The 13,245-nt window shown below is 63.0% G+C and carries 11 protein-coding genes; 2 read left to right on the forward strand and 9 right to left on the reverse strand.

Annotation, left to right across the window (positions count from 1 at the left end; all coding sequences use genetic code 11):
• Position 1 precedes the first annotated feature (1 nt).
• The 5 genes from ACQZ5F_RS15615 to ACQZ5F_RS15635 all read right to left on the reverse strand — a co-directional run bounded on the left by ACQZ5F_RS15615 (position 2) and on the right by ACQZ5F_RS15635 (position 8,581).
• The gene (locus ACQZ5F_RS15615; RefSeq protein ID WP_003500212.1) at positions 2–451 is read right to left on the reverse strand and encodes a MerR family transcriptional regulator; all 450 of its coding nucleotides are present in this window, start codon (positions 449–451) and stop codon (positions 2–4) included.
• A gap of 136 nt (positions 452–587) precedes the next feature.
• The gene (locus ACQZ5F_RS15620) at positions 588–3,758 is read right to left on the reverse strand and encodes an efflux RND transporter permease subunit (protein WP_003500205.1); all 3,171 of its coding nucleotides are present in this window, start codon (positions 3,756–3,758) and stop codon (positions 588–590) included.
• Complete coding sequence (locus ACQZ5F_RS15625; protein WP_003500202.1) at positions 3,755–5,014, reverse strand: efflux RND transporter periplasmic adaptor subunit; 1,260 nt, start codon at positions 5,012–5,014, stop codon at positions 3,755–3,757. The genes ACQZ5F_RS15620 and ACQZ5F_RS15625 overlap by 4 nt, the downstream gene beginning before the upstream one ends.
• Before the next feature lie 300 nt (positions 5,015–5,314).
• Positions 5,315–8,059, reverse strand: a complete 2,745-nt coding sequence (locus ACQZ5F_RS15630; protein WP_080600488.1) for a heavy metal translocating P-type ATPase — start codon at positions 8,057–8,059, stop codon at positions 5,315–5,317.
• Between the two features lie 132 nt (positions 8,060–8,191).
• A complete protein-coding gene (locus tag ACQZ5F_RS15635; RefSeq protein ID WP_428839562.1) occupies positions 8,192–8,581 on the reverse strand; it encodes an ArsR/SmtB family transcription factor in 390 nt (129 codons plus the stop codon).
• Between the two features lie 322 nt (positions 8,582–8,903).
• Here ACQZ5F_RS15635 and ACQZ5F_RS15640 point away from each other — a divergent pair, with 322 nt between their 5' ends.
• Positions 8,904–9,170 carry a glutaredoxin family protein gene (locus tag ACQZ5F_RS15640; RefSeq protein WP_003500194.1) on the forward strand — a complete coding sequence of 89 codons (267 nt, stop codon included), beginning with the start codon at positions 8,904–8,906 and terminating at the stop codon, positions 9,168–9,170.
• Between the two features lie 10 nt (positions 9,171–9,180).
• Positions 9,181–10,197: a 2Fe-2S iron-sulfur cluster-binding protein gene (locus ACQZ5F_RS15645; RefSeq protein WP_003500193.1), complete on the forward strand. Its 1,017-nt coding sequence runs from the start codon at positions 9,181–9,183 to the stop codon at positions 10,195–10,197.
• Positions 10,198–10,520: 323 nt separating this feature from the next.
• Here ACQZ5F_RS15645 and ACQZ5F_RS15650 read toward each other — a convergent pair whose 3' ends face one another.
• From ACQZ5F_RS15650 to ACQZ5F_RS15665, 4 genes are all read right to left on the reverse strand, one after another.
• Positions 10,521–11,972: a multicopper oxidase family protein gene (locus tag ACQZ5F_RS15650; protein ID WP_003500192.1), complete on the reverse strand. Its 1,452-nt coding sequence runs from the start codon at positions 11,970–11,972 to the stop codon at positions 10,521–10,523.
• Between the two features lie 52 nt (positions 11,973–12,024).
• Positions 12,025–12,420, reverse strand: a complete 396-nt coding sequence (locus tag ACQZ5F_RS15655; RefSeq protein ID WP_035243490.1) for a hypothetical protein — start codon at positions 12,418–12,420, stop codon at positions 12,025–12,027.
• A 122-nt stretch (positions 12,421–12,542) separates the two neighbouring features.
• Positions 12,543–12,938, reverse strand: a complete 396-nt coding sequence (copM, locus tag ACQZ5F_RS15660) for a CopM family metallochaperone (protein ID WP_003500191.1) — start codon at positions 12,936–12,938, stop codon at positions 12,543–12,545.
• Positions 12,939–12,952: 14 nt separating this feature from the next.
• The gene (locus ACQZ5F_RS15665; RefSeq protein ID WP_003500190.1) at positions 12,953–13,147 is read right to left on the reverse strand and encodes a heavy-metal-associated domain-containing protein; all 195 of its coding nucleotides are present in this window, start codon (positions 13,145–13,147) and stop codon (positions 12,953–12,955) included.
• Positions 13,148–13,245 lie beyond the last annotated feature (98 nt).

Raw genomic sequence — 13,245 nt, forward strand, 5'->3', positions numbered from 1 at the left:
GCTAGTGAATCGATTCGCGGCCTTTGCTTGAAGTTTTCACCTCAGCATCGCCATCGCGGCTGGTGTCTTTCAAGGGCAAAATATCGAGCGGGATCAGATCCCCGTCATTCTCGCTTTCGGCAACGAGCTGGATCATCTTTTCGAGTGTTTCCAGTTGAGCGATTTTTTCCTCGACCGCAGCGAGTTGCTCCTTTGCGATGCGGAGCGCTTCGGCCGGACTTGAGAACGAGACGTCGGCAAGTCGAAACAGGTCCTTGATCGCCTCGATGCTGAAGCCGAGATCGCGGGCGCGGCGGATGAAGAGAAGGCGATGGACCGCGCCGTGGTCATAGCGTCGCTGGTTTCCCTTGCTCCGCAAGCGCTCGCGCAGCAACCCAATCTGCTCGTAGTAGCGGATCGTCGGAATTTTGACGCCGGTGAGCTGAGAGAGTTCGCCGATGCCGATATCCATGTTTGAAGTCCCTTCCGGATAGCCGCGTGTTTATGATTTGCTGCGTGTTCGATCGCTGAGGCCCTGACGGCCCGACCGCGCCGGGGTGCGGCAGCAGCCATGGGCCGCCCCGGCGTGGAATTGTGTGTCGGCCTGCTCAGGTATGGACTTCGGTCGCCTGTTGGGGCGACGCGCTCCGCCTGATCGCGAGCCGCCGCACGACCACATAGAAGATCGGCGTCAGAAGCAGGCCGAATAGCGTCACGCCGAGCATGCCGGCAAAGACGGCGATGCCCATGGCGTGCCGCATTTCGGCGCCCGCTCCGGTGGCGATGACGAGCGGAATCACGCCGGCAATGAAGGCGAGCGACGTCATCAGGATCGGCCGAAGGCGCAGGCGGGCCGCTTCGAGAACGGCGGCCAACGGATCGACGCCTTCATCCTCCTTCGCTCGGGCGAACTCGACGATTAGGATTGCGTTCTTCGCGGCAAGTCCGACCAGAACGACAAAGCCGATCTGCGTGAAGATGTTGTTGTCGCCGCCAGTGAACCACACCCCGGCGATCGCCGAGAGGAGCGCCATTGGAGCGATCAGCAGCACCGCGAAGGGAAGCGACCAACTGTTGTACTGCGCCGCGAGGATCAGGAACGCGAGCAAGACGGACAGCGGGAAGACATACATCGCTGTGTCGCCGGCCTGCTTCTCCTGATAGGCGAGATCGGTCCATTCGAAGGCCATGCCCGCTGGCAAGGTTTCGGATGCGATGCGCTCCATGGCGGCGGTGGCCTGCCCGAACGAGTATCCGGGCGCGGGACTGCCGCTGATGTCCGCAGAGGGGAAGCCGTTATAGTGCATGACACGATCGGGGCCTGAGCTGTGCTTGATGGTCAGCAGAGCCGAAAGCGGAATCATGTTGCCGGTCGCGTTGCGGACCTTCAGGCGGCCGATGTCCTCGGGCTGCATGCGGAACGGCGCGTCCGCCTGCACCATCACGCGGTAGGTGCGGCCGAAGCGATTGAAGTCGTTCGCGTAGAGCGAGCCGAGGTTGACCTGCAACGTCTCGAAGATGGTATTGAGCGGCACGCCTTGCGACTTCGCTTTCACCCTGTCGATATCGACCTGCACCTGCGGCGCGTTCACCTGGAAACTTGCCAGCATGCCGGCCAGCTCGGGCGTCTGCATCGCTCTGCCCATGACCGCGCCTTGAGCCTGCGCGAGCGCCTCGAAGCCGAGGCCCGCTCGATCCTCGATCTGGATCTTGAAGCCGCCGGTCGAACCAAGTCCCGGAACGGGCGGCGGCGGGAAGATGCCGGCGAAGCCATCGGGAATCTGGCTGAACTTGCCCATGAGCTTGCCGGCGATGGCAAAGGCCGAAAGAGACGGGTCCTTTCGTTCGTCGAACGGCTTGAGCATCGTGAACATGACGGCCGCATTGGGGATGTTGACCATGCCGTTGACCGAGAGCCCTGGAAACGCGACGACACTCTCCACGCCCGGCTCGGCCAGCGCGATCTCCGACATTTTCTTGACGACGGCCTCGGTGCGGTCGAGCGAAGCGCCAGTCGGGAGCTGGGCGATGCCGACGAGATAGTATTTGTCCTGGGCCGGCACGAAGCCGCCCGGCACCGTCTGGAAGCCGACCCACGTCATGCCGACCAGGCCGGCATAGACGAGCAGGACGAGAACACTGAGCCTCGCGGCACGGCGCACCGACCAGACGTAGGCGGTCGAAGCGCCGTCGAAGAAGCGATTGAACAGCCGGAAGAACCAGCCGAACAGGAAGTCGATCACGCGGGTCAGGAGATCGCGCTTCACGTCGCCGTGGTGGGGTTTCAGGAGCACGCCAGCAAGCGCGGGAGAGAGCGTGAGGGAGTTGATCGCCGACAGGATGGTCGAGATCGCAATCGTCAGCGCAAACTGGCGGTAGAATTCGCCCTGCAAGCCCGAGAGGAACGCCGATGGAATGAACACGGCCGACAGGACAGAGGTGATGGCTACGATCGGCCCCGTCACCTCGTCCATGGCCTTGCGCGCCGCCTCTTTCGGCGTTTCCCCAAGCGCGATGTGGCGCTCGACGTTCTCGACCACGACGATCGCGTCGTCGACCACGATGCCGATCGAGAGAACGAGGCCGAAGAGGGACAACGTGTTCAGCGAGAAACCGAACATATACATCAGCGCAAATGTGCCGACCAAGGAGACGGGAACGGCGACAAGGGGAATAATCGACGCCCGCCACGTCTGGAGGAACAGAACCACGACGATAACGACCAGCACGACGGCTTCGAGCAGCGTCATGACCACAGCTTCGAGAGACGCCTTGACGAACACCGTTGGATCGTAGGCGATCCGATATTCGATGCCTTCCGGAAAGCCCTTCTGAAGTTCGGCCATGGTGGTGCGGACGGCGCTCGATACGTCGAGCGCATTCGCGCCGGGGCTTTGGATGATCTGCATCGCGAGCGCCGGCTTGCCGTTGAGGAGGCTACGAAGGGCATAGGAGTCTGCGCCAAGCTCGATGCGGGCAACGTCGCGCAAGCGGGTGACCTGACCGTCGGTGCCTGTCTTTACGACGATCTCGCCGAACTGCTGCTCACTGGACAGCCTTCCGAGCGTGTTGACCGTCACCTGAAACGCGGCCGAGGCTTCGGGCTGCTGGCCGACCGAGCCGGCGGCCACCTGAACGTTCTGTTCCTGAATCGCCCCAACGACGTCGCTGGCGGTCAGCCCCCTCGCGGCCACCTTGGCCGGATCGAGCCACACGCGCATGGAATACTCGCCAGCCCCCCAGACGAGTACGTCACCCACACCTGACAGGCGCGCAAGCTGGTCGCGTACCTGCAAGGTGGCGAAGTTCGACAGGTAGACGGGATCGTAGCGATTGTCGGGCGAGACGAGATGGACGACCATCAGGATGTCTGGGGACGTCTTCTGCGTCACGACCCCGATGCGCTGCACTTCCTGCGGAAGCCTGGGCAATGCGCGCGAAACGCGGTTCTGCACCTGAATCTGCGCCATGTCGGGATCGGTGCCCTGCTTGAACGCAATGGTCAGGGTCATGCGTCCGTCGGTCGCCGCCTGTGAACTCATGTAGAGCATATTCTCGACGCCGTTGATCGCCTGCTCCAGAGGGGCGGCGACGGTTTCGGCGATCACGGCGGGATTTGCGCCGGGATAGCTGGCGGTGACCTGCACCGTCGGCGGCGTGACCTGGGGATATTCGCTGAGCGGGAGCTTCAGGAGCGTGAGGCCGCCAGCGATCAGCATCAGGACGGACAGAACGACCGCGAAGATCGGGCGGTCGACGAAAAAGCGCGGGATATTCATTGACGCGCCTCCTGCGAGTCTGCCGCAGCCCGGTCATCTGTAGCGGTGTCGCCGGGCGCCATGGAGATCATCTGCGGAACTACCTGCATGCCTGGGCGGACGAGTCCTTTTACGATGATCTTGTCGGCCGGCTTGAGACCCGCCGCGACGACGCGCAGGCCATCGATCATGGGTCCGATTTCGACCGGGCGGTATTCCGCCTTGTTGTCGGCGCCGAGAGCGAGAACGTAGCGCCGCCCCTGGTCGATACCGATCGCCTGATCGTCGATGAGCACGGTCTGGGCTGGTTCGGCCGTGACGAGCTTGACCCGCGCGAACAGGCCGGGCGTCAGCCTGCCGTCCGGGTTCTTGACGATGGCTCTTGCGCGGATCGTCCCGGTGCTCCGGTCCACGCGGTTGCCGAGGAAGTCGAGTTCGCCGGCATGCGGAAAACCCGTATCGGTCATCAAGCCCAGATGCACCGGGAGCTTGCCGGCAACCGTTCCCGTCTCGGGTGCGCGGGCATTGGCTACGAAGCCGAGATAGGTGGCTTCGTCGATGTCGAAATAGACGTAGAGCGGATCGGTCGCGACAATCGTGGTGAGGAGCGTCGCAGCGCCTGCATTGCCGCCGGTGACGAGATTGCCTTCCGTGACGAGGACCCGGTCGATGCGCCCAGCAATCGGCGCGGTGACGCGGGCAAAGGAGAGATCGAGTTCGGCGGCCGAGACGGCAACCTTGGCGATGTCGACTTGCGCCTGGCGTTGACGCCGCATGGCCAGCGCGTCATCGAAAGCCTTGCGCGGCGCGTTGCCGTTCGAAGCGAGCGCCTCGGTGCGCCCGAAGTCGATCTCGGCCTGATCGAGCAGGACGTTTGCCTGCTGCAACTGCGCTTTGGCCGCGTTCAGGACCACCTCGAACGGTCGCGGATCGATCTGGAAGAGAAGCTCGCCGGGCCGCACGAGACCGCCTTCGGGAACGCTGGCGGCGACGATCGCGCCGCCGACGCGCGGACGCAGCTCGATAGCCTTGGTCGCTTCCAGATGGCCGGTAAACTCAACGGATGGCGCGACCTTGCGCGTGATGACCTCGGCAACCGGCACCTGCGGAACAGGCATCTGTGCCGGCTGCGCGACAGCCTCCGACGCAGCGGTCGAGGAAGCAAGCGCCAGAACGCTTTTGGCGTAGGGTCCGATCTCGTCGCGATAGACGATGGCAAGCGTGCCACCGGCGATGACGGCGCCGGCTAAAAACAGGGCGGCGGCTTTATTACTCATTCTCGTTCACCTTCAAAAGGCGCGCGCCCCCGGCCAGCCGGATGCGGCGACGTTCATTTTCTGCGAAGGTGCGGTTTCCAACGATGGAAAGGTCAAGGGCCTTGCAGGATGTTTCCGAACAGACCCTTGACGCTGCCGCCTAGCCATGTCGTGGCCAACCGCATGTCTCGCTTCGCCGACGTCTTGGAAGAAGCGGAGTCCGTCCCCGAATGAGCGCGATGGATCAGCGTTACCTCGACGGGCTCCAGTTGTGTGAAGCCGCCAGACCGATCCGGTTGGCGGCTCCTTGAGTGCGAGCGACTAGTGGCTTTCGGCCGGGACGAGAGGGTGAGAACGCATGCCCTCATCGCGACCGTCATCGGCAGACTTCGCACCCTTGAAGCGCAAGAGCCGCAACGCATTCAGCGTGACGATCGCCGTTGCGCCCGTATCGGCAAGGACCGCGATCCAGAGGCCGGTGATGCCGAGGACGCTGGTAACGAGGAACAGGCCCTTCAACGCGAGAGCGAAGACGACGTTCTGGTGGATGTTCGCCATGGTGGCGCGGGACAGCGCGACGAGATGGGCGACGTCCGTGACACGGCTCTTGAGCAGGGCGGCGTCCGCAGTCTCGATCGCCACATCGGTTCCGCCGCCCATGGCGATCCCGACGTCGGCCGTCGCCAGTGCCGGAGCATCGTTGATGCCGTCGCCGACCATGGCCACCTTGGACTTCCGCTTCATCTCGTTGACGAGATCGAGCTTGTCCTGCGGAAGCAGCTCGGCGCTCCACTCGATACCGAGACCCTTGGCAATGGCCTGGGCGGTGCGCCGGTTGTCGCCGGTTAGCATGACGGAGCGGACCCCCATAGCTTTGAGCTGGGCGACACCCTCCCGCGCGTCACGGCGCGGTTCGTCGCGCAGGGCGATGAGGCCGAGGACTTCCTTCGCCTGCTCGTCGAAAAGGACGGCAACGGTATTGCCGCGATCTTCGAGCTTCTCGATGGCGCTGCGCTCAAGCACCCCGAGCGTCACCATCTGTGCGGCATGGGTCGGGGAGCTGACGGCGAGGCGACGTCCGGCAACGGTCGCATGTACGGCCTTACCCGCCGTCGCCGATGCATCCTGTGCAAGGGGAACGGCGATGCCATCGGTTTCGGCACGGCCGATGATCGCCTTCGCAAGCGGATGGCTCGAACCTGTTTCGACCGCCGCTGCCAAAGCGAGAACGTCGCTCTCCTCGTTCTTGCCAAAGGCGAAGACTTCGGTGACGCGCGGCTTGCCCTCGGTGAGCGTACCCGTCTTATCGAAGGCGATGGCGCTCACCTTGCCAATGGTTTCGAGCGCATTACCGCCCTTGATCAGGAGGCCGCGGCGCGTGCCGACGGCGAGGCCCGAGGCAATCGCAGCAGGCGTCGAGAGGACAAGCGCACAGGGACATGCGATCAGCAGCAGCGCGAGGCCGCGGTAGATCCATGTGTCCCAATCACCGCCCATCGCGAGCGGCGGGACGACGACGATCAGCGCGGCGATCAGCATCACCGCCGGGGTATAGTAGCAGCTAAAATTCTCAATGAAGCGCGCGGTCGGGGCCTTGGCGGACTGCGCCTGCTCGACGAGCTGGATGATGCGCGAGATCGTGTTGTCGGAAGCCGTCTTTTCAACGCGGACCTGAAGAACGCCATCGACATTGATGGAGCCGGCGAAAATGCTGTCTCCCTTGGCCTTCGAGCGCGGCACGGATTCGCCGGTGATAGGCGACTCGTCTAGGCTGGAAGCGCCCTGTATGATTTGCCCGTCCGCCGGCACGCGGTCGCCGGGCCGCACCAGAACTAGATCGCTGACACGCAAGGACGTGGCCGGGACGCTGCGCTGCCCGCCATTCGGATCGAGCAGGACGGCCGTCTTCGGCACGAGCGATGCAAGGGCCTTTATGCCGGCGCGCGCCCTCCCGGCCGCGACGCTTTCGAGCAATTCCCCGACCGCGAACAGGAATACGACCGCAGCCGCCTCTTCAGCCTCGCCGATCACGAGGGCGCCTATCGAGGCGACGACCATCAACGTCTCTATAGAGAACGGAGATCCAGAGGTCGCGAGCGCGAATGCCTTGCGAGCGAAAGGAATGACGCCCGCGACGACGGCGGCGGCAAAGATCCATTCCGCATAAAGGGGGAAGAATTGGGCAATGGCGTACGCCGAGCCCATCAGCAGACCGAGCCCAATGACATGCTTCCCCTTGCGGGTCTGCCACCAGCGCTGATTGGGCATCGCTGGCGCTGGCGCGACGTCGATGGCCGCATCCGACGAAGCCGAAAGCTCGCGTGTGTTAGACACACCGAAGCCGAGGCTCTTGATCGTCTTTTCGATGTCGGCGACCTTGGTGATCGCGCCGGCAGCGAGCGTCAGTTCAAGCGTTTCGGTCGTGAAGTTCACGCGCACGTCGGAGACGTCTGGCATCCGTGCCAAGGCGACCTCGATCTTGCCGACGCAGCTTGCGCAATCCATCCCCTCGACGCGCATGGAGACATTGGGCGGAGAGGCCGGTGCGGCGCGGGGAGTTGGCGCAAGGCCCGCGTGATCATGTCCAGAGCAACCACCGTGGCCGTGATCATGATCGTGATGAGCGTGGTCGTGGTCATGGTGAGCGTGATCGTGACCGTGACCGTCATGACCATGGTCGTGCTTGTGATCGTGGCCGCCGCAGCCGCTGTGATCGTCGTGGCTTGCGTGACCGTGATCGTGATCGCCGGCGCAGCCGTTGTGATCATGACCAGCATGGGCGTCGGAGCGCTGCTCAGGCGCGGCGGGAATCGCAGAAGACGGCAGCTCGGTCACGTCGAACCCAAGCGAGCGAATCTTCTTGGCGATATCCTTCGACGTCGTTTTGCTCGTGGCATCGCGTGAGAGCAGCAATGTCTCGGTCGCGAAGTTGACGGCAACGTCGGAGATACCCCCCAGACGGCCCAAGGCCGTCTCGATCTTGCCGACGCAGCTTGCGCAATCCATGCCGTCGACACGAAAGCCGAGCCGTTCACCAGCGTCCGGCGTTGAAAGTCCAGTTGTCATTCCGATCTCCTTTCCGGCCGCCGTAGCGGGCGCGCGTGCTCACACGCCCTGCGCGGCTTCGGAAGGAGTCAATAACACACTTGAACAGCTATTCAAGTGTTAGTGGTAAAATTATGCTCTTCTCCAGGCGGATCAGTCGTCCGCATGATCCTCTGAAATATGCGTCGCCATATCCTGAAGAACATGGCTGACGTGCTGGTCGGCGATCGCGTAGAAGATCTGCTTGCCTTGGCGATCGCCCTTGACGAGACGCGCGCCGCGCAGCAGGCGTAGATGGTGGCTGACGAGGGTCACGGACAGGTCGAGCCGCTCGGCGATATCGCCCACCGAAATGGGCGCCGGTACACAGCTCAGCAGGATCTTCAACCGTGAGGGATCGCCGAGCAGGCGAAACGTTTCCGCGAGGATCGTGATCTCGTTCTGCGAGAGTGAAGGGAGCAGGAGGTGACCTTCAACCTCCATATGCTCGGGGGTCGCACGATCGTCTGGCTTCGTGGCGTTTGTCTTCTTGAGAGCAGTCATCTGCGTGCTTTACCTGAGTTCGGGACGGAACCTGCCGGCATTTGATCGCCAAGAGCTGTCCGTGTTTGATTGGTCTCGCCCAGTTTACCGGATGGGCGCGCAATCACAATGCGAAACACGGTCGCTGTCGATCGGCGGGACAGTTGGCGCAGTCCTTCTCTGCCCCTGCGTCATATCTCGAATTTTCCTTTTCCGCGCACGAACAGTCTTGACCTTACAAGCGCTGGAAGCCGCACGCTGACGACAATCCTGCCAAATCCGCCTGCGGTTGGGCGGCCTGGCGGCGGGGCAACCGTGTCGAATTCAGAGAAAGGCAAGACCGATGACGGAGAGCAGCAAACCCCAGATTCTCATCTACACCACACCGACCTGTCCGGACTGCCACGCGCTCAAACGCTGGCTCGACCAACAGGGCCTCGCCTACGAGGAACGCGACCTCACCGACCCGAAGATCGCCGAGGAGGCAAAGGCCCGGACCGGCGTCCGGGTCGCTCCGATCACCATCATCGGATCGGAAGTCTTCTACGGGACCTTCCCGAGCCAGAAGCCGGGCCTCGTCAAGGCGCTCGGTCTCGCCGGGAGCCTGTGAGGAGACGCAGATGACGAGCAAGTTCGTTGATATCCGGCAAGCGCGGACCAGCCTTGAGGTCCAAGAGGACCAAACCATCCTCGACGCCGCGCTCGCCGTCGGCATTCCCTATCCTCACGGTTGCCGTTCCGGCCGCTGCGGCTCCTGCAAGTCCCGCCTGATCGAGGGCGAGGTGGAATTGCTCCAGCACTCGCGCTTCGCGCTCACCGAGGAAGAGAAGGCCGATGGCCTGATCCTCGCATGCCGCGCTATGCCGCAAACGGATGCGGCCGTCGCTTGGCTGGGCAGCGATGACGACGATTCCGTGGAGACGCCGCGACGCCTGGACGCGATTGTCACCGGCCTCGACGATCTCACGCACGATATCAAGCTGGTGCGGATTGCACCCGCGGATGGTAGCCCGTTGCTGTTTACCGCCGGGCAGTATGCGCAGGTCGGCTTCGATGGAGCGCCGGCGCGCAGTTATTCGATGGCCAATCGTCACGGCGACGACAGCCTTGAATTCCACATTCGTCGCGTTCCGGGCGGCGTCACCTCGGAGCATGTGCATTTTGGGCTGAAGACTGGCGACAGGGTGGCGCTCGAATTTCCGCTGGGCTCTTCCTACCTGCGCCAGCATCATTCCGGCCCGATTCTTTGCATCGCCGGGGGCTCCGGCCTGGCGCCGATCAAATCGATCGTCGAAACCGCTCTTGCGCACGGCATGAAGCAGCCGATCCATGTTTACTTCGGCGCACGCGGCGAGCGAGATCTCTATCTCGTGGAGCATTTCCAGGCCATGGCCGAGCGTCACTCCACTCTTGCCTTCTCGGCCGTGCTCTCGGAGGCAGAGTCAGCGCAGCACCGGCGCGGTTTCGTGACCCAGGCGGTGGCCGAGGATCTGGAGGATCTCGACGGCTGGAAAGCCTACGTCGCCGGGCCGCCGCCGATGGTCGATGCAGCGATGGAGGTCGCCTTCGGACGGGGACTGCGCAGGGAGGACATGCACGCTGACGTGTTCTTCACGCCTGACGATCAGGATGCGTGAGGACGCCAGCCAGCAAGAGGGCAAGTCGCGGGCGAAATGGGGGAGAGCAGCTCGCCAGAGCGGGCAAAGGAGACCGAGAGTTATGAGCAGCCATACCGGGCGCCGCCCGAAGCCGACCGTTGCAGAGCTTCTTTCCGATCCGATTGTCCGCGCTGTGATGTCGGCGGACGGAGTGGACGAGGCCCAACTGCGAGAGCTGCTTGATCGCGTTTCCCGAGAGCAGTCGATGTGCGCGCCCCCCCCACGCGCACGAAGCTGTGAAGATAGTCGGGAGCGCTATCGAGCAAGCCTGCGCCGCGATCCCTCGCGGCGCAGGCGCCCTATCACGCTGATACGCTGAACTCGGTCATCATGCCAGTTTGAAGGTGCGGCATGTGGTGGCAATGCAGCATCCAGCGCGCCGCCTCGCCAGCATCGAGCGCCACCGTCACCATGCCCATCGGAGGAACATAGACGGTGTCGCGCCGCGCGCCTTCGAACCGCTTGCCGTTGATCTCCACGACCTGAAAAACGTGGCCGTGCAGGTGCATCGGATGGCCCATCATCGACATATTGTGGAACATGATCTCGACGCGCTCGCCAGTCGTTGCGACAATCGGCTTGTGCTCTCCCCAGACCTTGCCGTCGATGGTCCAGAGGTAGGGCTGCATTGAGCCGCCTAGCATGACCATCTGGGTGCGTTGCGCGGCACGCGGCGGCAGATTGTCCGTCGCCCGCAGCCTCTGCTCTTGCGAAAGCTCGATGTCGAATGCAGGCGTATCCGCGTCGCCGAGTGCGGGAACCTTCTGAATAGTCGCGCCCGGCGTTGCGAGGATCAGCCCGGTGCGCTCCTTTGCGCCCTCGCGCAACGCCAGCACAGGCCAGGCTCCATCTCCGGCAAGCTCCAGCTCAAGATCGAGACGCTGGCCCATGGCGACGCCGAACCGTTTGCCCTCAAGCGGTTGCACGGCATGGCCGTCGACAGCTACGAGGCGCGCCGAAAGCTCGCCGGTATCGATCCAGAAGACGGTGGCCGAAGCGCCGTTGATCACCCGAAGCTTTATCCGTCCGCCCTTCTCGACCCTGACGATCTGCGGATCGGACAAGGTGCGGTCGTTGGTGAGGTAGGCGTCCCAATCGTAGTCGTTCAGGTCCACGGCCATGCCCTGCATCGAGGACATATCCATCTTCATGCCGGAATGGTCCATCGACGCGCCGGGATCGGATTGGCCTCCCATCGCGCTCATATCATGGCCGCCACCATGTCCGCCGGTGATCTCCTGCATGACCTCTTCGGGCGTCTTGAACGAGAAATCATGAAGGAACATCACGACCTCCTGGCGGTCGGCCTTCACGTCTTCGGCGCTGCGCACGATCAAGGCCGCGGCGAGAAGGTTCATTTCTTGAAGCGGGATATGCGCGTGCATCCAGTAGGTGCCGGGAAGCGGCTCATAGTCATAGGAGCGCGTTTCTCCGGGTTGCAGCATCGGGCGCGGCACGTCCGGAACGCCGTCCTGCTCGTTGGGCGGGATCTGGCCGTGCCAATGGATCAGGGTCGGCACATCGAGACGATTGGCCAGGTCGACGCGAAAGCGTTGTCCGGGGTCGAGAACCAATCCTTGCCCGCTCGACCCTTCAAGGCCGAAGACTGTGGCGGCGCGCCCGTCGACGTCCAGCACGCGCGTTGCAGCGCTGAGGGCCATCGCGCTTTGGGCGTTGGCGAAGCGCGGTAGAGCTGCTGCGGATAGCGTGGCAGCGCCTGCGGCGAGAAAGCTGCGGCGTGAGATAAGCTTCATTTTCGGTCTCCTGGGAGGACTATGCTCCCTCTGAATTCAGATCGGCGTGCGACTAGGCAGGCCACTTGCGTTCAGCAAGACCGTCGTTGGGAGGGCGTTCGTTGCGTGCGGGGCCGATGCCGGCGAGGTCCGGCATCTCGGTAATGCTCCAGATCGCTGCGGTAGGAGCGGTGGCATTTGTCGGCGCCTTAGGCGCAAGCCAGTGCGTCATGCCTGAGCATAGGGCATAACAGAAGGCATTGTTTCCGTTGCAGATTCGATGTTCCTGGCACGGCACGGCAGCGGTATCCGCGGCCGGATGCTGCGATCCGTGTTCCGAAATCATTACGTGGGAGTTACTGGCCATGCGAGCACCGAGCGCCGGAACGGTCAACGCCACGCTGGCGAAGGAAAGGAGCATGAGCAGAGCGATGAACAGCCGTTGCATCGCCGTCAAAACGCCGTGCAAGACAACATCATCCGCACCCTCGGCTTGCGTTCATCCAGGGTGGTCCGCTCCCACCCGCTCGCCGCGTCCGCCGCCGAGCGTCTTTTTTGGTGACACACCACGGCGGTTCCAGGCGACACTGGTTACTTGCCTCGGTCGGCGAGCCACTTCTTCATCATGGCGATCTCGCCCTCCTGGGCCTTGACCACCTCTTCGGCGAGTTTGCGGACCTCGGGGTCCTTGCCGTACTGGAGCACGACCTTCGCCATGTCGATCGCGCCCTGATGGTGCGGGATCATACCGCGCATAAAGTCCACGTCGGCGTCGCCGGTATAGGGCACCATCATGTCCTTCATCATGGCATCCATGGCGGTCTCGTATGCCTTCGTCGACGGCGTGTCCGATCCTGGCGTCTGCATGCCTGACATGTCGTGACCTTGCATCGTGTTGTTGTCCGTTTTCATTTGGGTTTGAGCGAATGCCAGGCCGCCGGCGATAGCGATGGCCCCTGCGATGAAGATCGGAGTGAGCTTGTTCATGGTCTCGCTCCCGTTCAGTTTGAGGTCGCCGGATAGCCGGCTTCTTCCAGAACCTGCAAGATCGCGGACGGCGTGGCGGTCGTCTCGACCTTGACGGCGCGCGCGGCGGGATTCGTCTCGATCTTGGCTGCGGAGTCCACCGACTGGATCGCCTTGGTGACGGACTTGGCGCAACCGCCGCAGGTCATGTTTTCAATTTTGAGGTCCATGAGACTTCTCCTTGTTTTGATCTCATGTCGCCCAAGGTGGTGCTTCCAACCGTGGTAAGGTCAAGGGCCAAAAAAAAGAAAATGCGCTATTGACCTTC

It is taken from the genome of Agrobacterium sp. 22-210-1, assembly GCF_053522525.1.